The organism is Corynebacterium glyciniphilum AJ 3170 (assembly GCF_007673095.1).
In the GTDB taxonomy this organism is placed as follows: Bacteria; Actinomycetota; Actinomycetes; order Mycobacteriales; family Mycobacteriaceae; genus Corynebacterium.
Genome location: NZ_VDYZ01000010.1, coordinates 101,281 through 120,551, shown reverse-complemented (window position 1 = coordinate 120,551; position 19,271 = coordinate 101,281). Strand labels below are relative to the sequence as shown.

Sequence of the window (19,271 nt, the reverse complement as noted above, 5' to 3'; positions counted from 1 at the left end):
CGGAGTACTCGGATTAGTTGTCTGCATGTACCGGCTGGACCGTGCACACGACACCGACACTGAGCACCAGGATCACGCCGGCGAAGATATCGACGGCCGTCACCGTGCCGAGCCACGTTGCAAGAAACCCCACGCCGATGGTCGGTAGTCCGACGCCCGCGTAGGTCGCGACATAGAACGCGGACGCTGTTGCGGCCTCAGTGCCGTCCGGCGCCGCGTCCGCGCTCTGCCGCATCGCTCCCATGAACCCCATCCCCTGCCCTACTCCTGCAATCACTGCGGAGGCCAGAACCACACCAATCGACTGCGTTATCCCTGCAACGAGAAGTGCCACCAGGCCGAGTGCGAGGGCCATCAGACCGGAACGTTCCAGAGTGTCTCCGCGGAGATGAGCGACGACAGGCTGGATCGCGGCGGCAACCACCAGCACCAGTCCGGCGGCCATGCCTGCAACCAGCAATGAATCATTCCCCGTCAATGTCGTGACATATGTCGGCACGATGGAGAGGAACACTGCCGTCACGGCCCACCCGGTGAAGCTGACGGCACAGGCGGTGAAGAAGGCACGCTTCTGGGCCGGAATCTGCGGAATCTGTGGCAGTCGCGGGTGCCAATGTGCGCCGGTGCGTCCCAGGTCAGCCGGGAGGGAGAACAGGCCGACGGCAGCGAGCAGCAGGACGCCGACTTCGATCAGGTACGTCGTACGCGTCGGGGTGGGGATCAGCGCACCGGTGTATGCGGCAAAGATCAGAGTGAGCGTCAGCGGGGAGAAGTCGAATCGTTCGGCGTACACGGCGTAGAACGGCGACGGCATGTTCGTACCGACGATGAGGGCGAACAGTGCGAACCCGGAGCACACGAACATCGTCCGGCGATGCCGTGGGGTGGAGGTGGATACGGAGTAAGACATGTCCGGAAGACTAAGACTGAATCAGTTCGGGCCGGCCCGAAACATCACCGTTCTACGATCGAGGCATGCACAGCAACGAGCGACAGCACCATGGCGAAGCGGACCTCAGCGCCGTCGCGAAACTGATCGCCGAGCCGCCACGTGCGAAGGCATTGATGGCACTTCTCGACGGCCGATGGCTGCCGGCGTCGATGCTCGCACGGGAAGCTGGGGTGGCGAACTCCACGATGAGCGGGCACCTCGCACGACTTGTCGACGGAGGAATGATCGTCGCCGAGAAACACGGCAGGTACCGCTACTACCGGCTCGCCGACGCCACGGTGGCGGAGCTGGTTGAGGTGATGGCGCGGATCGCGCCGACGCTCACGATCAGCTCATTGCGTGCCGACACCCGCGCCCGCGTCGTCCGTCGCGCCCGACACTGTTATGACCATCTCGGCGGACGCCTGGCGGTGGCGATCACCGGTGCCATGGCGCGGGACGGCTACGTCGTCGCCCCGGAAGACGAGCCGCTGGCGACGGCAGACAACCCGCCCGACCACGTGCTTGATCCGATCGCTGTGACGGTCACCCGGCCCGGATCCGAGTTCCTCGGTCGGCTCGGTATCACCGTATCCGCCGGCAGCGCGGCACGGTGCTGCGTGGACTGGACCGAACACCGTCACCACCTCGCCGGGGCTCCTGGTAGAGCGATCCTCAGTGTCTGTCGCGACCGGGGCTGGCTCCGTCCTGCACCGCACTCGCGGGCCATGCAGCTCAGTGACGACGGTCGCGACGCGTTGGAGGAATTGTTCGGTGTGGACCTCTGCGAGAAGCCCTCGCGGTAGGTGGCACGGGGCCGTAGAATTGGGGTCCGCACTTCACGGAAAGGCGCTGACCATGACGGATTTCACCACACTGACCGGTATCAACGGTTACCGTGCCGTATTTTCCGAGGTGTTCGACGTTATGAGCGATACCGACGTCGAGCCGATCATCGAAGCAGCCCACAGCAGCGTCCTGGAGGGCTGGGAGCCCACCGTGGCGGACATGCAGAGTCTGGCGGATCGTAGTCAGCGCGACGGCCCGTCCTACCTGACGAGTACAGAGGTCGACGGGTTCGCCGACGACGGTGGCACGCCAGGGCGGGCGAAGGAGCCCGCGCCCGAACCTGATGTCTGGAGGAGCTACTTCTACCCCGGCACCACGGTGATGCGGAACCACCTCGGCATCCGGGACGACGCCCGCCTCAGCGCCGTTGAACATGTGGTGGCGACAGGTCGGGGGTTGACATTCGCCCGCGGGGAGCTCGCGGCCGAAGGGGAGAGCACCAGCGACCGTCTGTCGTCGATCCACCACATGCTGTTCGCGGAGATCTACGCATGGGCCGGCCAGCCGCGGGTGGTCAACATGATGAAAGGCACGCACGGGTTCGGCGACCACCACAGCATGAGCATGTACATGCGCCAGCTCGACCGCTCCATCGACGGGGTCGCCTGGGAGGACGCCACGTTCGAACAGACTGTGGATGCGTTGGCCGACATTCACACCGACCTGAACTTCGCCCATCCGTTCCGGGACGGCAACGGGAGGGTCTCCCGGTTGTTCATGAATGATCTCGCGCATCAGCACGGCGTGGAACTGCACTTCAACCGGGTCAGTTGCGAAGACTGGATCCGTGCCTCGGCAGCAACGTTCCTGGATCCTTCCGGGATTCACACCGACTCGACGCCACTGCGACAGGTCTACCGTCTGGTGGCGTCGGGACCGGACAGCTCCCGAGCGGAGGGAGCGGGTCAGAGTTTCCGCCCGTGAGGAGCGGGTGAGAGTTCATTTCCATCTGATGCAGGGGCTACTGGCGCCCTGAGTGACTGGGGATCAGTCGGCTTCCGCCTCATCGCCGATCAGCGCAAGCAGTCCAGGGAAGCGCACATCGAGATCTTGGCGGCGAAGAGTCACCCCGCTCCTGTTGCCACGGTCCACCTGACTCACCAGCCCCGCCTCCCGGAGCACCTTGAAGTGGTGACTCCTCGTGGATTTCGACAGGCCCAACCCGAAGCTCGTGCAGGAACGCTCACTGCCGTCAGCATCGTGGACCAGCGCTCTGATGACCCGCCTGCGGTGTGGATCGGCCAGCGCTGACAACACTGCGCCGAGTTCGATCTCGTCCGGCTCCGAGGGCTGCGACTGACTGGTCACGGCACTTCCTCTCTGCGTCTTTCGATGCACTACTGAAGGTTCGTCTTGCATCGTACCTCATGGACGTGCTTGCATAGGTTCGTCGATAATCGAACCTTAGATACTCATCGAACCACAGGAGTGTTCATGCCCCGTCCCCGACTACTGCTGACAGTGATCCTGTTCGCACAGTTCGTCATCCCGTTGTCCATCTCCGGTACTGCCGTGGCACTTCCCGGCATCGCCGCAGACCTCGGATCCGACCCGGCCCCACTGCAATGGGTCGTCAACGGCTTTAACGTCTCTTTCGCCATCTGCACCATCGCCTGGGGAGCCTTCTCTGACCGCATCGGATACACCCGCTCCTTCCGTATCGGCATCGTGATCGCCGCCGCCGGCGGCGTCATCAGTGCACTGGCACCCACGCTGGACATACTCGACACCGGACGGGTGATCGCCGGTATCGGATCGGCGGCCGTGCTCACCGGAGCAGCACCGTTGATGACGTACCTGTTCGAGGGCCCCGCCCGGGCCAAGGCATTCGCCTTGTTCGGCACGATCAACGGGCTCGGACTGGCTGCCGGCCCGGCGATCTCCGGCATGCTGCTCTCCGTCTGGGGCTGGCGCGGAATCTTCACCGTGCAGGCCATCGTCCTGGTCATTGCCCTGCTGGGGTCCACCCGGCTGCCTCAGCTCGGTCGCGGCGAAACGTCGCTGCGCCAGCTCCTGGACTTCTCGGCGTTGAAGGCACCGAGGTTCCTCGCCATGACGCTCGTGCCAGTCGCCGGCGCCATCGGGTTCGTGACGTTCCTGACCTACCTCCCCAGTGCACTCGGGGCGATTCACAACCTGTCCGCCGGCGCGATCGGTGCCCTGATGCTCACGATGACAGTCCCGGTCCTCATCGCTCCGACACTGATGCACCGCATCATGCAGTCCGGGCGAGCTACACCCACTGGTGTTATCGCAGCCTCCTTCGCCATGCTCGTCATCGGTGGCGTTGGCGTCGTCCTCCTCCTGCGCCCGGATCTCCCCGTCGCGGCAGGTGTCGCCCCCATGGTCTTGCTCGGCCTGGGTTTCGGACTGCCGCTGGGATTCGTCGACGCCGAAGCGCTTGCCGCCGTGCCCTCAGAGCGTGCCGGTGCCGCGTCCGGAGTCATCAACCTGTTGCGAATCGGCTCGGAAGCTGTTTTCGTCGCCGCCTATGCCGCGATTCTCGCCGCGATCGTCACCAACGCATTGCCCGGAAACACAGGCCAACTGGTCGCGTCCGGTGGCAGCGGACACCCCTGGATCTACCACGACGGTCTCGTCGCCGCCGCGCTGACCATGGTCGGCCTGGTAGTGCTGCTCGGGATCGTCTTCGTCATCATTCACCGAGTGTCGGTCCGCACATCTCGGGAGAATGCGGCGGCCGAGGCGGCCACGGACATGTTGCACTCCCGACAATGACGGTCGTCCGCGCGCCATGAGACGCTCATCGCGAGGGTAAGGCTTACGGTACGCTGTCGAGGTGAACTCCCGGTACGTCGCCTATATCGATGAGTCATCCGCGCCCCGACCGCCGAAGCACCAGGAATACATGGTGTGCGCAGCAATCATCGACACCGAGCATCTGGACGCCGTGCGCGATGCGCTCGTCCAATTGCGACTGCCCGGACAGATCAAACTGCACTGGACCGACGAAAGCAGTAAGCGACGCCAGCGGATCATAGACACCGTCTGCGCCCTCGACTCAATGCAAGCGATCATCACCCACCGTAGCGAGCCGAGCAGGAAAACAGAACGCTACCGCAGGAAATGCCTGGAGCAGCTCTACTTTGAGCTCTCGGAGATGGGTGTCCAGAACATCACCCTGGAAAGTCGACAAGTTGCACAGAACCGCCGCGATGTCGCCCACATCGTGGCATTGCAGGGACAAGGACAGCATCCTGAACTGCGACTACGACACAAGCGTGGCGGCGATGATCCGTTGTTGTGGATCCCGGATACGGTCCTCGGAGCGCTCAACTCTGCACACCTTGGACAGTCACACTATTGGGAGTCGCTGGAGGACAAGGTCATTCTTCATCACCCCACCCCGGGGTCACTTCAGAGAGAAGCGAAGACCCCGAGTCCAGTCGTCCGGCTGGGGTCTCGGGGTCTTCTTCCGATCCTGTCGTAACAGGTGGCAATGTCTCTAGGCTAGCACGGGTGCGGACTTGTGTTGAGTAGGCCGAGTACCGGATCACCCCGCGCGGCGAGGAACTCCGCCCCCTTCTGGTCGAGCTCTATCGCACGGGGCAGGCCCTCAGGGCATCTAACGGTAGCGTTGAACGGCATGAGGTCTTCGGCTCCTGTTCTCACTAGCCCGGATTCCAGCGTGCCCCCGGTGCCTGCTTCCTCCCCAGAACCTGGTTCGTGGTTCCGAGACCACATGTGGCTCGTCGACCTGCTGATCGTGCTCGCGGTATTTCTCTACAATCTGCCCATTGTTCCGAGCTATTCCGACGGGGCAGCACATCTGGGTGGGCTGGTCGCGGTGTCCGTGATGCTCTGTCTCCCCTACCTGCTACGACGACGCCATCCCACAGCGGTGCTGGGCATCATCGTCCTGGCTGCCTGCATACAGCTTCTACTCGGCGCACCGGTCCTCGCCGCGGACGTGATGATGCTGTTCGCCATCTACAACCTCTCCACATCACGCCCCTGGTGGATTTCCTTGACCGGCACCCTCGTAGCGCTGGTCTGGCTGATGATCGCCACACTCCCCCACCTCGGCAACGAGTTCCTTAATGCGGGTGAAATCGGTGTGTTGACCGTGGTCGCTTTCTGGGTCTGGACCTGGGGCATCCTCGTACGCACCCGGCGCGCCTACGTCGCCGGACTACGGGAACGCGCTGAACAGGCGGAACAAGCTCGGGAGGCCGCCACCCGTATCGCTGTCGCAGACGAGCGTGCCCGCATCGCGCGGGAGATCCACGACGTGGTCTCGCACAGTCTGAGCGTCGTCATACTGATGTCCGAGGGTGCAGCCGCGAAGGTGAGCGACGAGCCGGACCGGGCGCGGTCAGCGATGGTGCAGGTACGCGACACCGGCCGGACCGCCCTGGCGGATATGCGACGGATGCTAGGTGTCCTGCGGGAGGACGAACCGGGATCCGATGCCCCGCAACCCGGGATCGACCAGTTGGACACGCTGATCAATCAGTCGAAGACAGCGGGCCTTCCAGTGGCGCTCACTATTGACGGCGACGCCGGAGCGGTGACGGATGGCATGGGTCTAACCGTCTACCGACTCGTGCAGGAGGCGTTGACCAACGTGCGCAGACACGCCGGCCCGGACGTCACCCTGGTGGATGTGTCTGTGTCCTGCCTCCCGGATGCAGTCCGGGTACACGTGACGGACGACGGCGACGGTCTGGAACAACACGAAAAGGCTAGCGCCGACGGCCACGGTCTGGTCGGTATGCGGGAACGCGTCGCCGCATACGGCGGAACGCTGACAGCAGGCCCGCATAGTAGTGGAGGATTCGAGGTCCTCGCGACGCTACCGAGGGAGGTCACCCGATGAACGTCCGGCTGGTGCTGGTCGATGATCAGGAGATGGTCCGGATGGGCCTGCGCATGGTGTTGGAGTCCCAACCGGGTATCGAGATCGTCGGAGAAGCGGATGACGGTGACACCGCCCTGGCGCTGCTGGAGAGAACCCCAGCGGACGTCGTCCTGATGGACGTCCGTATGCCCCACATGAGTGGTGTCGAAGCGACCCGCCGCCTGATGGTACATCCAGATGCTCCGAGTGTGCTGATCCTGACGACCTTCGATCTCGACGAGTACGCCTATGACGCGCTGCAGGCCGGCGCGTCGGGGTTCCTGCTCAAGGACACGCCGGTGGACGAGGTCATCTCCGCTATCCACCATGTCCATGCCGGAGACGCCGTCGTCGCGCCGAGCACGACCCGGCGCCTCCTCAACCACTTCACCCGGGCCCGTCCGACTGCCTCCGACGACCGCGATGCTCATGCTCGGTTGGACGCGCTCACCGCGCGGGAGTACGAGGTGCTCCAGTTGGTCGCGCGTGGACTGTCGAATGCCGAGATCGCCGCCGAACTTGTCCTCGCCGAGGGAACGGTGAAAGTCCACGTGAGCCGGATTCTCACCAAACTGGATCTCCGTGACCGGGTGCAGGCAGTCATCCTCGCCTACGAGACCGGGATCATCGCCACCGGCGACGGGTGACTGGCCACCGGGTATATCTCAGGTAGTACGTCGAAGATATGTCCGCAGGCAGACGTTTTTCTCTTGCGGTGGCGCGACGATGAGGTCATGTCGTCTCCCATCGTCTCCACGAGCAACCTGACCAAACGCTACGGGCAACGCACCGTCGTCGAGGATGTGAACCTGCGCGTCCCCGAAGGGTGCGTGTACGGGTTCCTGGGCCCGAACGGCGCCGGGAAGTCGACGACGATGAAGATGCTGTTGTCACTGATCCAGCCCTCGAGTGGTGAGGTGCAGATCATGGGCCGGCCCATGAACCGGTCCACCCGGCGTCAACTGTTGGGCGGGATCGGCTCCCTCATCGAGTCTCCTCCGGGCTACGCCCACCTCACCGGGGCGGAGAACATGCGGCTGGTGCAACGACTCCTGGGGTTAACTGACCAGCAGATCGACCATGCCGTGCACGTGGTGCGTATGGAGCACCAGATGGACAAGAAGGTCCGGGAGTTCTCCCTCGGCATGAAACAACGTCTCGGCATCGCGATGGCTCTCGCTCGACAGCCGCGCCTGTTGATTCTCGATGAACCGACCAATGGTCTCGATCCTGCGGGTATTGAGGAAGTACGTGGGCTGTTACGTTGTCTGGCCGACGACGGAGTGACCGTCATTGTGTCATCCCACCTGCTCGGTGAAGTCGACAAGACGGCCACTATGCTCGGTATTCTCAGCCAGGGCCGGATGATCTTCCAGGGGACCCGTTCTGAGTTGATGGCTGCGACCACGCCAGACGTCATCATCACCTGCTCAAACCCTCGCGAGGCGACCAGGTTGTTGGCGTCGTTCGACGCCCGGTTCACCGAGGACAATACTGTCGCTGTTCCTGGCATTGATAACCCGCAGACCGCCGCGATCGTTGCGGCACTGGTGAGTGAGGCAATCGATGTCTACGGCATCCGCCGCGACGAACAGACCCTCGAAGACGTGTTCATGAGCCTCACCGCAGGCGGTGGGTTGTGATGTGGACCACGGTCGTCAATGAGTTCGCGAAGATGCGACACCTCCGGGTCGGAACGATCGCCGCAGTCATGGTCATCACCGTGCTCGGTCTGGCGATGGTCGGCCTCCTGTCCGACCCTGCTTTCGACCCGGACACCACCACCGCCTGGAACTCGCTACTCGCCGGGATGTCGCTGGGCACGCCGCTGGTCGCACCATTGCTGCTGGCGGTACTCGCCTCACGGCAGACCGACATCGAACACCGGGGCAACGGGTGGCTGTTGCAGACGACAGCGGGGCTGGCTCCCGGAGCCGTGTGCCGCGCCAAATTCCTCTCACTCGGTTCAATTGTCACAGCGATCACCGCGGTGGTGAGCCTGGGCGCAGCGGCGGCCGGTCGGGTCCTGGTCGGGATCTCCTCACCACTTCCGGTAGGCCACTGGATAGGCTTCACGGTCTGCATCCTCCTGGTCAACCTCGTGCTGCTGGCATTACACATCCTCCTCGCGGCAAAGGTCGAGAACCAGCTCATCGGACTGGGACTCGCCGTCCTCGGCACGCTCCTGGGGCTGTTCTCCCGGAACGTTCCCGACGTCCTGGCCCACTTCACTCCCTGGGGCTACTACGCCCTTGCCGAGGCTGCGAATTTCCAGGACGGCGTGATGGTCACCGTGCCCATCCCCTACGCGGGCTTCGTCGGCCTCGCCGTCGTCGCAACGGCGGCTTTTATCCTTCTCACCAGCAGACTCGACCGCCAGGAGGCCTGACATGCGCGCTCTCAGCGTTGAAATGATCAAACTCAAGCGTTCCCTGAGCTGGCTCGTCGTCGTGCTCCTGCCGATCGCGGTTACGGTACTCGGCGCCGCCACCAACCTCACCCGCGGTGAACAACCCGAGGACGGCTGGCACACCGTCTGGCTCCAGTCCGTCGGTTTCCACGGCTTGTTCCCCCTGGCGCTCGGTGTCGCGGTCCTCGCCTCTCTGGTCTGGCGCAGCGAACATCACGGGAGCAACTGGAACGCACTCATGTCCGGTCCGACACCGACGGCGACGATCGTCGCCGCGAAGTCTGCTGTCGTCGCAGGCATGGCTGCTCTGATACAGCTGATCATGCTCGGCGCCGTCATCGTTGTCGGCGCAGTTGCTTTCGATCTTCCCGGAATGCTCCCGGCCGAGTACCTGTGGACCACACTGCTGGTCATCATCGCGGTCGTCCCGTTGGCCGTCCTGCAGTCGAGTTTTTCGATGCTCTCCCGGTCCTTCGCCGCCCCCATTGCCGTCGCACTCGTCGGCACCGGAGTTTCCGTCGTCGCGTTGATGGTCATCGGCACACCTGCCGTCATCTCGCCCTACGGGTTGGCGACCCGCGCCACCCAGCTTGGCACCGGTACGTTCTCCGACACTGGCACCGTGACCGTCGGAGGCGTCGTCACCGTCCTGGTCGCCTCAGCAGCGCTGACGGTCGCACTGATCGCGGCGACTACCGCGATCCTGGAACGCCGGGACACCCGCGGCTGATCGCACCCACACCACCATCGAGCCTGACCTCACGACAAGGAGAACAGTATGTCCGCTCCGAACCCCTATCAACGCCCCTCCGACTCTACCGACCCGATGCCTCATGACGGGCGTGCGACCTCGGAGAAGTCCGCCACCAGGCAGGGCATCGCCTCACTCATCCTCTGCGCGGCCGCGGTCGTTTCCGCACCGGTGTCCCTCCCCCTCCCCATTCTCGGCTTCCTTCCAGCAGTCTTCGCGGGGATAGGAATCATCCTCGCGAGTGTCGGGCTGCGTCGGGCGACGCACGACACGGGTCTAGCCGTCACTGGCCTGGTTCTCTCGGTCCTCCTGTTTGCGGCCCTCGGCGGTGTCGCCACCTTCTGGCATGTGATCGTCGCTGGCCCAACGGTCTCCGACCCGTGGTTCCAGGATGCCCTCGACCAGGTGTGGGATCGCTTATTCGGGTCCTGACAGGACCACCTGTTCGGAAGGGTTGAGGTGACGACGTGAGTTCACAGGTGGTCGGCTCGGTCATGCTCCAGACAAATCCTGGCAGGATGGAAATCATGGACACCGATCAGGTCGTAGTTTTCATCCACGGACTCGGAGAATCACCGGATGCCTGGTCCCACCAGATAGTCTCACTACCTCAGGGTTTCAGCGGCATCGCAGTCAACATCCCTGGCCTCACAGCAGCAGCGCCTTCTACCGGGTTCAGTCTCGACGTTGCTGCGGCGGATGTCCTCTCGCTGCTCGACCGCCGCGGAATCGACAGCGCACATCTCTGCGGACTCTCTCTCGGAGCCATGGTCGCCTTTCGCATCGCCGCGGACCGGCCGGATCGCGTCCGCTCACTCACCATGGCCGCTGGCCAGGTAAAGCCTCCGCGGATCCCCATGGCAATTCAGAACGCCATCATGCGGGTACTTCCCGAAAAGCTCGTCTCATCGGAGAACGCGTCCAAAGCCCAGATGCTTGACGTCCTCCGCACAGTCGCAGCGACTGACTTCTCCGACGAGCTTCCGACGATCACCGTACCGACTCTCGTGCTCTGTGGTGCCTGGGATCCCGCAAACCGCCCTGCGGCGCGCCAGTTGGCAACGAATATCCCGGGTGCGACGCTGCAGATCATCGGCGGAGCCGGACATCAGTCGAATATCCAGGCACCGGAGCGGTTCTCCGCGGCGCTCAACAACTTCCTCGCTCCACTGTCAACCAGCCACGGAGGTTGACAACGCGGCGACATGAACTAAAGTAGGTGCATGCACACACACTTAGAAGATCGGAGATCAACGTGCCGGGCAATATCAGCGAAGCGTGGTCGCAGGTCGCGGCGTTTGCCTCCGCCGTGGACGCCAGCCTCGACAAGTGGCTCGGCGACAACTACCGTCTCGGCCTGACAGAATACCGCGCCCTGACGCACCTGAGTCAGTCGCCGGACAAGGAGTTACGGATCGCGGTTCTCGCGCAGAGTGTCGGCCTCACCTCGACGTCGACGACCCGCCTGGTCAGCCGACTTGAAGCCAAGGGACATGCCCGACGTGATGTGTGCCAGGACGACGGACGCGGCGTATACGCCGTGATCGACCAGCCGGGGGAAACACTGCTGTCCGAGGTCCGCGAACCATTCGCGGCGCGAATGCAGGACCTGCTGAGCGAACCGAAGAAACACTTCCCCCATCTGGAGGTCAACTCCGTCGCCTCGTCACTCGCGGAGGTGAACGCGCTGCTCACACCCTGACGCCTGCAACATCTCGGCCCTATTTTTTTACCCATATAGGTGCATGTACACACAATTAAAGAGAGGATGATCTCCATGCCGACCACCATCGACGTATTCGTCGACTACGTCTGCCCCTTCTGCTTCCTCGTGGAGCCGGCCATCAACGAACTCAAACGCGATCGCGACGTGGAAGTGACGATCCACCCCTTCGAACTGCGTCCCACCCCGGTACCAACGCTCCGGCCAGAGGACGACTACCTGCCGCGGGTGTGGGAACAATCGGTCTACCCGATGTCCCGGCGCGTCGGGATACCGGTCACACTACCGTCCGTCTCACCTCAACCCCGCACGGAGAAAGCGTTCATGGTCCTGCAACTTGCCCACGAACAGGGCAAGGCTGAGGCGTACTCGGAGGCGATGTTCGCCGCATTCTTCCAGCAGGACCGCAACATCGGCGTCGACGACGTCATCATTGACATCGCCACCTCCGTCGGACTTGACCGGGCAGAGGTTGAAGAAGCACTGCAGAGTGAGGCGCGCCGCGACCGGCAACGCGCCGCCCAGGACTACGCAGTGAACACCGTCGGCATCGAAGCGGTCCCCGGCATCGTGGTCGACGGGACCGTCCTGCGCGGAGTTCCGTCTGCCTCCCGGTTGAAGAAAGTCGTCGACGAGGTGCAGTCATGAACACCGACACCCGAAACCTGACCGACCTCATGGCGCAGGCGGTCGACACCTGCACCGCTCACGTCGAGGCAGGCGGCCTCCCGTTCATCGGTGTGCTGGTCAACCCCGCCGGCGAGCCTGCATCCGGGTTCGGCGCGAACCGGGTCGCAGAGTCCGGCGACCAGACGGCACACGCCGAGATCGTCGCCATGCGCGACGCACTGACCCGCCACAATCTCGACTCCCTCGACGGTCACATCCTCTTGGCCACCGGCGAGCCGTGTGGGCTGTGTTACCGGTACGCGCTCGACCATGGCGTCACCCGGATCCATGTCGCCGTCGACCGCGATGACGTCGCCGAATTCGGCTTCGACTACCGCGCGAGCTACCGGGCTTTCGGCGTCACCGACACGACACGTGACCGCCTCTACCGTCACCTCCCGGTCCCGCGCGGCGGCGAGCCCTTCACCCGCTACCTGACACTGCAGCATTCCCCCGAACCGAAAGGAACATCATCATGAACTGGCTCTACCTCGGCATTGCGGTCATCTTCGAAGTCGCTGTCGGCATCTCGGCAGGAAAAGCCGACGGCTTCAAGAACCTCTGGTGGACGATCTCCACTCTCGTCTCCGGTGCCATTGCGACCTTCTTCCTCAGCCTCGCCCTGCTGACGTTCGATGTCGGTGTCGGATACGCACTCTGGACGTCACTGGCAGGCGTCGGCATCGTCATCGTCGGCGCACTATTCCTGGCACAGAAACTCACCTGGAGAAAGCTCCTGGGTATCGCTGTCGTCATCGGTGGCGTCATCGGACTCAACCTCGCCGGCACAGCCTGAAGCACCCACAACTTCCCCGAAAGGACATCCCCATGACAACGACAACCTCACCTGACAGCCCCACCCGGACCGAGGGTAAGGGCAGCGGCTGGATCGCCCTGCTCATCGCCGGCGGTTTCGAGGTCGGCTACGCCCTCAGCGTCAACGGCAGCGCCGGGTTCACTGACCCGCTCTGGTCGATCATCGCCGTGGTGTTTTTCCTGTTCACGTTGTTCTTCCTCAGCATCGCCCTCAAACGGATCGACGTCGGTATCGGCTATGCCGTGTGGGCCGGCATCGGTGCCGTCGGCGCCGCCGTCCTCGGTCCGGTGTTCTTCGACGAGACCCTGACACTGGTCAAGGCATTGTGGCTGGCGGTCATCATCGCCGGCGTCGTCTGGCTGAAGCTGGCCGACAGCCCGGCGCTCGAAGCCAGGACCCCGACAGCAGCGTGACCAGGCCGAAACCCGTCTGTCCACCAGGGGCCTCGGTGGAGCCCCGTGTATCGTCGCTGCTACTATCGGTCGACAGATCGACATATCGGGTTTCGACGCATAGGAGGAGACGCAAATGGCTGCAGATGCCGAAGAGGCTGAACCCCTGTCCGCCGAGGCTCTGCTCACAGCACTGAAGGCGCTGGCCAACCCGGTCCGCCTGCAGATCATGGACTGGCTGCGTGACCCGGACACCGAGTTCGCCGACTACGAACCCATCGCCGACCGTAACGAGGTCGGCGCCTGCGTCAGCCACATCCAGGCAAAAAGCGGTCTGGCGCAGTCTACCGTGTCGTCCTACATGGCAACCCTCGAGCGCGGGGGTCTCGTGCACTCCACCCGCGTGGGCAAGTGGACCCACTACAAGCGTGACGAGAAGCGCCTGGCACAGATCAGCCAGGCCATTGCCCCACACGACGAGACAGCCTGACCCCCCTTCCTGCGGTATCGCCAGTCCTGCTCAACTCCCGAAGGACATCCGGCCACCGCGCCAATCAGTCGCGCGCAGGAACTGCTCCCAACTCAGCGGACCAGTGCCGAGTCCCCGACTCCACTGCAAGTCACGGTCCTCCCGGTAGTACCCGAACTCGACTGCATATTCGGCCATACCAAGAATCTCATCGACTTCAAGAGGATTGTCACCGAGCGCAGGGAAAAACTTCAGTAGTTCCTCCCTGGAGTAGGCGTCCCGGTACTCGGCCTTGAGCCCCCGTGACGCGAGAAAAGGTCTCGACCATGTCGCGTGGCGAGATTTCCTCGCCGACCACAGGAAGGCAGGCACCACGGTACGTCCCGGGATCGGAGAATATCTCAAGCACTGCCGGACCAGTCGCGGTGGTCGGGTCGACGAACGGTGCGCGGAAGTCTTCAGGAAGATAGAACGGCATTAGCACTCTGTCGCCCTCAACGCGCGGGACATAGTATTCCAGCGCGTTGGTGTAGAAGAACGACAGCATGATGATGGCGTGATCGACAGGTAACCCTCGGATGTGCTCGGCAATGAACGCCTTGTCGGTGAAATGCGGAGCATACTTGGTCCCAGCCGATCGCTCCTGAACGTTCTCGAGCGCACTGAAGACGATATGTCCTACCCCTGCTTCTACCGCGGCGTCGGCGAGTTGGGATCCCAGCGGAAACTCCGCCGTCGAGGGCGGCGCTATCGGAGGTGTCATGAGGAACGCGCCGTCGGCCGACTGGAAAGCCTGCACGAACTCGTGTTGATGCCCCAACTCGAGCGGAACGGTGACGATCTCCGCTCCGAGGTGCGCCAATTTCTGAGCTTGCGGAGAATCCGTGTTTCGTGTCAGTGCCCGGACCCGGAACCGTCCACTGTCCAGTAAGGAGGTAACCACGCTCCTGCCCTGTTTACTGGTCGCACCTGCGACAACGATGAGCGGCTTGTTTCTGGTAGACATCTTTTCCTCTGTCCTATCGTGTCTGATACCAGGCACGGACGATAACGGCAGCGCCGTCAGACCCCGAGATCAAGTAGTGACCGATTGTCGGCCACATTGCCACATTACGATTTTACGATATGTTGCGCAATCCTGGTGACTGCGCCAAAGGGGCCCTGCACGCGGCAGCTGTTACCTGTCCCTACCGGTGCTAGGCAACCGGGGGTTCTGGCTACCTCTCGCAGAACGAACGAGTGTGGGGGCATGACCACACGTACATGCCCCCACACAGGAGAAGATCATGGACCTGCAGCTTGATGGCCACGTCATCATCGTCACCGGAGCCACCAGCGGCATCGGCCTGGCTACCGTCCAGGAACTCGTCACGGAGGGTGCCCGCGTCGTCGCTGTCGCCCGCCACCGTCCCTCATCCGACCTCCTTCCACCCGGTGCCGACTTCGTGGCCGCTGACCTCACCGACCCCGGATCAGCGACCCGGCTGGTCGACCACGCACTCGACCGCCACGGTCATATCGACGGGCTGGTGAACAACGCTGCCCTGTTCGACACCCGCGACTCGTTCACCGATCTCGACGACGCACTGTGGGACGAGACGTTCGCCATGAACGTCGTCGCGCTCGTCCGTCTCACCCGTGCCGTCATTACCGCGATGCGGACCACGAACACGGCCGGCAGCATCGTCCACCTGGGTAGTGAGGCCGCCCGGATGCCCGATCCGACCATGTCCGCCTACGCCGCCTCCAAGGCTGCAGTGCTGTCGGTGTCGAAGTCGCTGGCCATCGAGTTCGGCCCCACCGGAATCCGGTCGAACGTGGTCTCCCCCGGCCCCACCCGGACCGCGCTGTTCGACGCACCCGGTGGGTTCGGTGACCAGCTCTCCACACGATTCGGCACCGACCCCGATACGGCGATCGAACGGTTCATCCGCGAGGAGCGTCGACTGCCGACCGGGAAGATCGGACGACCAGGCGAGGTCGCCACGGTGATCTGTTATCTGCTTTCCCCGCGTGCCGCACAGGTCACCGGTGCCGAGTGGTCCGTCGACGGTGGCGCGCTGCGCCAGATATGAGGCCGACCCATGAGCCCCACAGAACCCCACGTCGGTAGCCGGGTCGTTATCCGGGTGCAGACCCGGTGGGAGTACTCTCCGACGTCCGACGGGACCCACGTTCCGCTCCTCGTACACCATCCCGACCAGCCACGAGGCTGGCTGGTCTGGGCACACGGAGGGTCCTGGCAGTACGGGTCCGCCCGCCAGTGGGCACCCCTCACCGGCAGGATCGCCGCATTGTCTGGGTGGGCGGTTGTCTCCGTCGACTACCGTCTCGCCCCCGGCCACCACCATCCGGCGGCGGTTCTCGACACACTCGCCGCGCTCGATTGGGCTGAGCAACAGACGGACGGCCTGCCGATCGTCGTCGGTGGTGACAGCGCCGGCGGGACGATCGCCGCCCTCGCTGCCCTGACACGCCGGAACACCGGCGATCGGGTGCCACCGCAACTACTGGCCTACCCGCCCCTGGACCCTGAATGTTCCCGTGCGTCCTACCGCGGCGCACCAGGAGTGCCACCTGATCGTCCAGGCCTCGTGACCGCCTGGCGGCTGTGGCTGGGCGATCACACATCGCCCCGGTCCGTCCCCACCACTCCCCTGCAAGCCGACAGCCTCACCGGGTTGGCGTCGGTGTCCCTCATCGTCGGCGCCGACGACCCGGTGCGCGACGACGTGCGCGCCTACGCCGCCCGGCTGCAGGACGACGGCGTGCAGGTGGCACTACGCACGGTGCCGAACACCGGGCACGCCGACATCCTCGACCCCACCGGACTCGTCCTACCCGCCGTCGTCACCAGGCTCAACGAGCTCAGCGGTGACCGCGACCAACATCGATCCCACCACTACCTGGAAGGAAAACTCCCATGACCACCACAACCGCTCCCGCCCCGCTGGAAGCACTGACCCGCCACTTCATCGATCTCCGCGACGGTAACCACTTCGGCCACATCACCCGTGCCGGCAAAGAATCTGCGTTCACCGAGGCCGTACAGCTTCTCGATGGGCCGGCCCGACAGGTTCTCGTCGAGTTCAACGACCACCTGCTCGCCGGCACCGGCAAGATCGAGGTGACCGGCCTGCACCGCGACCAGCGCGGTGGCCTGCTCTCCTCGTGGTTGCTGACCTGGCCGGAGCAACGCGCGGCGAAACTGGCGCCGGTCAGCCTCATCGCGACCTACGGCGCCGGATTCCACCATCCCCACCTGCGCGGTGCCACCATCGGCGAATGGCCCCTGAACGTCGCCAGCCCGGAGCATGCCGATGAGCTGGTACCGGTGCTGCGCACCATCGCCGCGGCAGACATCCACAACCTGGTCTTCCAGGTCGGTGGTGACTGGCGGATCATCCCGGCCGTCCACCCCGCCACCGAGAGGCGGTCGGCATGAGGCTCTCCGTCCTCGACCAGGTCCCCGTCACCGACCACACCCCGACTCCAGCAGATGCGCTCGCCAGTAGTCTGCGCCTGGCACAAGAGGTCGAAGTGCTGGGCTACCATCGCATCTGGTTCGCCGAGCATCACCGCTCCGCCTCATTCGCCAGCCCCGCCCCGGAGATGATGGCCGCACTGGCACTCGAACGTACGGCGACGATCCGCGTCGGCACCGGTGGCATTCTGCTGCCCCGATACCAGGCGACGAAGGTCATCGAGGTGATGGGCCTGCTCGGCATGGTCCACGGCGACCGGGTGGACACCGGGGTCGGCAGGGCCGCTCTGGATGATCCCGCCTACGCGGAGAAGATCCATGCCCTCGTGGGATCACTGGGCGCCGAGCACCCCGCCGTGCCCGGTGAGCCGGACGGGAGGGTGTGGGTTCTCGGTGCCGGTGGTTCGGCGGCACCTCTGGCAGGAGGCCTCGGCGCAGGTTACGCGCACGGGCACTTCTTCGTCCTGCGCGATGGAGAGAAGGCCACCGCCGCCTACCGGGAGGCCTCGACGGCGAAGGATCACCGTCCCCATACGGTGCTGGCGGTACGGGCGGTCACCGCCGAAGACCCTGACCGAGCACAGCAGCTCGCCGATGCCATGTTGTTGTGGCGCGCCCGGAAGGACCTCGGATACGACGGGCCGGTTCCGTCCGTCGATGCCACCGCAGCCCACCAGTGGTCGGACGCGGAACGCACCCGGGCGAAGGCCCGGTCCACGGCGATCATCGCAGGCACTCCGGACGTGGTAGCTCAGCGGCTTCACGACGTCGCCAGGGACCATGGCGCGGACGAAATCATGGTCAACACGCTCACCAGCGACCCGGACGACCGGTTGACCTCCTACCGGCTACTGGCCGAACAATTCGCCGACTGAGCTTTCTGGGTTCTGCGTAAGCCAGGTGCCAAAATCGGTCGGATCGGAGGGGCCGCGGTGACCGATTCTGGCACCTGGCTCACGCCGGCCGGTGGTAGCGTCCCGACGCGACTCGGCGACGCGCATCAGTGCGCACAATAGCCGTTACACAGCAGTGAGCAGGCGCAGCGCTGCGAAGGACGCACTTCCCGGTTCCGCGGTATGGGTGAGGATGCGTTGGCCGTTGCCCTCAGGCAGATGCAGCACCTCGTAGTCCAACGTCATCTCACCGACCTCGGGATGGCGGAATCGTTTGGCTCCGTTGGTGCACAGACGAACGTCATGACCGGCCCACAGCCGCGCGAACTCCGGACTGTTCATGCTCAGCTCCCCGACCAACTCTGCCAGGCGCCGGTCGTCGGCGAACTGCGCGGCGACATAGCGCAACGAGGCAACGGCGAGAGCGGCCTCGTCCTCCCAGTCGACGTAGAGATCGCGGACGTGCTCGTCCAGGAACAACAGCTTCAGCTGGTTCGGCCGGTACTCGACGCGCGACGGGGCGTCACAGTCCAGGTGGCCGGCCAGCAGCAGGTGACCGGAGTGGTTCCACGCGAGGATGTCGTTGAACCTGCCCAACAGCACCGCCGGGACGTCCCCCATCGAATGCAGCAGACGCTCAGCGCCCGGTTTGGCGACCTCCGGCTTCACCGCGGACCGCGGACGCTTCACCGGGGCGGGGTGTGCCAGGGCATAAAGGTGTGCCCGCTCATCGGCGTCGAGCTGCAGGGCGCGGGCAAGGGCGTCGATGATCGCGTCAGAGGCATTCTGCGACTGCCCCTGCTCCAACCGGGTCAGGTACGTCACCGACACTCCCGCCAACTGGGCGAGTTCCTCGCGCCGTAGGCCTGGGACGCGGCGGCGTCCGTAGCTGTTGATCCCGGCGTCGTCAGGGCTGATGCGGTCGCGACGTGACCGCAGGAACTCCCCCAGCTCGGTGACCGGACCGCCTGCCTGCAACGACTGTGGTGTGTTCATACAACCTATTGTTGCCTACCTGGCCG

26 protein-coding genes are annotated in these 19,271 nt (G+C 64.3%); 21 read left to right on the top strand and 5 right to left on the bottom strand.

All coding sequences use genetic code 11. The annotated features are described in order from the left end of the window. Positions 1-13: 13 nt before the first annotated feature. Positions 14-910, bottom strand: coding sequence for an MFS transporter (locus FS507_RS11230; protein ID WP_145942868.1), 897 nt, complete (start codon positions 908-910; stop codon positions 14-16). Between the two features lie 65 nt (positions 911-975). Here FS507_RS11230 and FS507_RS11225 point away from each other — a divergent pair, with 65 nt between their 5' ends. Next, positions 976-1,737: an ArsR/SmtB family transcription factor gene (locus FS507_RS11225; protein WP_145942867.1), complete on the top strand. Its 762-nt coding sequence runs from the start codon at positions 976-978 to the stop codon at positions 1,735-1,737. A 52-nt stretch (positions 1,738-1,789) separates the two neighbouring features. After that, positions 1,790-2,704 (top strand): Fic/DOC family protein, encoded by a 915-nt coding sequence (locus FS507_RS11220; protein ID WP_145942866.1) that lies wholly within the window; start codon positions 1,790-1,792, stop codon positions 2,702-2,704. Between the two features lie 63 nt (positions 2,705-2,767). On the opposite strand, the gene FS507_RS11215 is transcribed toward FS507_RS11220, so the two are convergent. Further along, a complete protein-coding gene (locus FS507_RS11215; RefSeq protein WP_260853345.1) occupies positions 2,768-3,088 on the bottom strand; it encodes an ArsR/SmtB family transcription factor in 321 nt (106 codons plus the stop codon). 126 nt (positions 3,089-3,214) lie between these two features. Between FS507_RS11215 and FS507_RS11210 the strand changes: the two genes are divergently transcribed. The 15 genes from FS507_RS11210 (at position 3,215) to FS507_RS11135 (ending at position 13,893) form a co-directional block, all read left to right on the top strand. Further along, positions 3,215-4,519: an MFS transporter gene (locus tag FS507_RS11210; protein WP_222121419.1), complete on the top strand. Its 1,305-nt coding sequence runs from the start codon at positions 3,215-3,217 to the stop codon at positions 4,517-4,519. A gap of 61 nt (positions 4,520-4,580) precedes the next feature. Beyond that, positions 4,581-5,231: a hypothetical protein gene (locus tag FS507_RS11205; protein ID WP_260853344.1), complete on the top strand. Its 651-nt coding sequence runs from the start codon at positions 4,581-4,583 to the stop codon at positions 5,229-5,231. A gap of 156 nt (positions 5,232-5,387) precedes the next feature. Next, positions 5,388-6,620: a sensor histidine kinase gene (locus tag FS507_RS11195; protein ID WP_145942864.1), complete on the top strand. Its 1,233-nt coding sequence runs from the start codon at positions 5,388-5,390 to the stop codon at positions 6,618-6,620. Then, positions 6,617-7,288 carry a response regulator gene (locus FS507_RS11190; RefSeq protein ID WP_145942863.1) on the top strand — a complete coding sequence of 224 codons (672 nt, stop codon included), beginning with the start codon at positions 6,617-6,619 and terminating at the stop codon, positions 7,286-7,288. Before FS507_RS11195 ends, FS507_RS11190 begins: the two co-directional genes overlap by 4 nt. Before the next feature lie 87 nt (positions 7,289-7,375). Further along, positions 7,376-8,284, top strand: a complete 909-nt coding sequence (locus FS507_RS11185; protein WP_145942862.1) for an ABC transporter ATP-binding protein — start codon at positions 7,376-7,378, stop codon at positions 8,282-8,284. Beyond that, complete coding sequence (locus tag FS507_RS11180) at positions 8,284-9,030, top strand: ABC transporter permease (RefSeq protein WP_145942921.1); 747 nt, start codon at positions 8,284-8,286, stop codon at positions 9,028-9,030. Before FS507_RS11185 ends, FS507_RS11180 begins: the two co-directional genes overlap by 1 nt. A 1-nt stretch (position 9,031) precedes the next feature. Further along, entirely contained in the window at positions 9,032-9,781 is a 750-nt protein-coding gene (locus FS507_RS11175; RefSeq protein WP_145942861.1) for an ABC transporter permease, read from the top strand. A 48-nt stretch (positions 9,782-9,829) separates the two neighbouring features. Beyond that, positions 9,830-10,234, top strand: coding sequence for a hypothetical protein (locus FS507_RS11170; RefSeq protein ID WP_145942860.1), 405 nt, complete (start codon positions 9,830-9,832; stop codon positions 10,232-10,234). Positions 10,235-10,269: 35 nt separating this feature from the next. Continuing rightward, positions 10,270-10,995: an alpha/beta fold hydrolase gene (locus FS507_RS11165; RefSeq protein ID WP_145942859.1), complete on the top strand. Its 726-nt coding sequence runs from the start codon at positions 10,270-10,272 to the stop codon at positions 10,993-10,995. A gap of 26 nt (positions 10,996-11,021) precedes the next feature. Beyond that, complete coding sequence (locus tag FS507_RS11160) at positions 11,022-11,504, top strand: MarR family winged helix-turn-helix transcriptional regulator (protein ID WP_260853341.1); 483 nt, start codon at positions 11,022-11,024, stop codon at positions 11,502-11,504. A 75-nt stretch (positions 11,505-11,579) separates the two neighbouring features. After that, positions 11,580-12,173 carry a DsbA family oxidoreductase gene (locus tag FS507_RS11155; protein WP_145942858.1) on the top strand — a complete coding sequence of 198 codons (594 nt, stop codon included), beginning with the start codon at positions 11,580-11,582 and terminating at the stop codon, positions 12,171-12,173. Further along, on the top strand, positions 12,170-12,673 hold the full coding sequence (locus FS507_RS11150; RefSeq protein ID WP_145942857.1) for a nucleoside deaminase: 504 nt from the start codon (positions 12,170-12,172) through the stop codon (positions 12,671-12,673). Before FS507_RS11155 ends, FS507_RS11150 begins: the two co-directional genes overlap by 4 nt. Beyond that, positions 12,670-12,990, top strand: a complete 321-nt coding sequence (locus FS507_RS11145; protein WP_145942856.1) for a DMT family transporter — start codon at positions 12,670-12,672, stop codon at positions 12,988-12,990. Before FS507_RS11150 ends, FS507_RS11145 begins: the two co-directional genes overlap by 4 nt. Before the next feature lie 32 nt (positions 12,991-13,022). Next, positions 13,023-13,424 (top strand): DMT family transporter, encoded by a 402-nt coding sequence (locus tag FS507_RS11140; RefSeq protein ID WP_145942855.1) that lies wholly within the window; start codon positions 13,023-13,025, stop codon positions 13,422-13,424. Between the two features lie 115 nt (positions 13,425-13,539). After that, positions 13,540-13,893 carry an ArsR/SmtB family transcription factor gene (locus tag FS507_RS11135; protein ID WP_145942854.1) on the top strand — a complete coding sequence of 118 codons (354 nt, stop codon included), beginning with the start codon at positions 13,540-13,542 and terminating at the stop codon, positions 13,891-13,893. A 30-nt stretch (positions 13,894-13,923) separates the two neighbouring features. Here the strand turns inward: FS507_RS11135 and FS507_RS18070 are convergent, their stop codons facing one another. Further along, complete coding sequence (locus FS507_RS18070; protein WP_222121417.1) at positions 13,924-14,070, bottom strand: hypothetical protein; 147 nt, start codon at positions 14,068-14,070, stop codon at positions 13,924-13,926. A gap of 31 nt (positions 14,071-14,101) precedes the next feature. After that, positions 14,102-14,878, bottom strand: a complete 777-nt coding sequence (locus FS507_RS11130) for an NmrA/HSCARG family protein (protein WP_222121416.1) — start codon at positions 14,876-14,878, stop codon at positions 14,102-14,104. 280 nt (positions 14,879-15,158) lie between these two features. Here FS507_RS11130 and FS507_RS11125 point away from each other — a divergent pair, with 280 nt between their 5' ends. From FS507_RS11125 to FS507_RS11110, 4 genes are read left to right on the top strand one after another with little or no spacing between them, the layout of a single operon-like run. Next, a complete protein-coding gene (locus FS507_RS11125; protein WP_145942853.1) occupies positions 15,159-15,947 on the top strand; it encodes an SDR family NAD(P)-dependent oxidoreductase in 789 nt (262 codons plus the stop codon). A gap of 9 nt (positions 15,948-15,956) precedes the next feature. Next, a complete protein-coding gene (locus tag FS507_RS11120) occupies positions 15,957-16,799 on the top strand; it encodes an alpha/beta hydrolase (RefSeq protein ID WP_145942852.1) in 843 nt (280 codons plus the stop codon). Beyond that, a complete protein-coding gene (locus tag FS507_RS11115; RefSeq protein ID WP_145942851.1) occupies positions 16,796-17,317 on the top strand; it encodes a hypothetical protein in 522 nt (173 codons plus the stop codon). Before FS507_RS11120 ends, FS507_RS11115 begins: the two co-directional genes overlap by 4 nt. After that, the gene (locus FS507_RS11110) at positions 17,314-18,231 is read left to right on the top strand and encodes an MsnO8 family LLM class oxidoreductase (protein WP_145942850.1); all 918 of its coding nucleotides are present in this window, start codon (positions 17,314-17,316) and stop codon (positions 18,229-18,231) included. The genes FS507_RS11115 and FS507_RS11110 overlap by 4 nt, the downstream gene beginning before the upstream one ends. 144 nt (positions 18,232-18,375) lie before the next feature. On the opposite strand, the gene FS507_RS11105 is transcribed toward FS507_RS11110, so the two are convergent. Continuing rightward, positions 18,376-19,245, bottom strand: coding sequence for a helix-turn-helix transcriptional regulator (locus FS507_RS11105; protein WP_145942849.1), 870 nt, complete (start codon positions 19,243-19,245; stop codon positions 18,376-18,378). Positions 19,246-19,271: the final 26 nt, after the last annotated feature.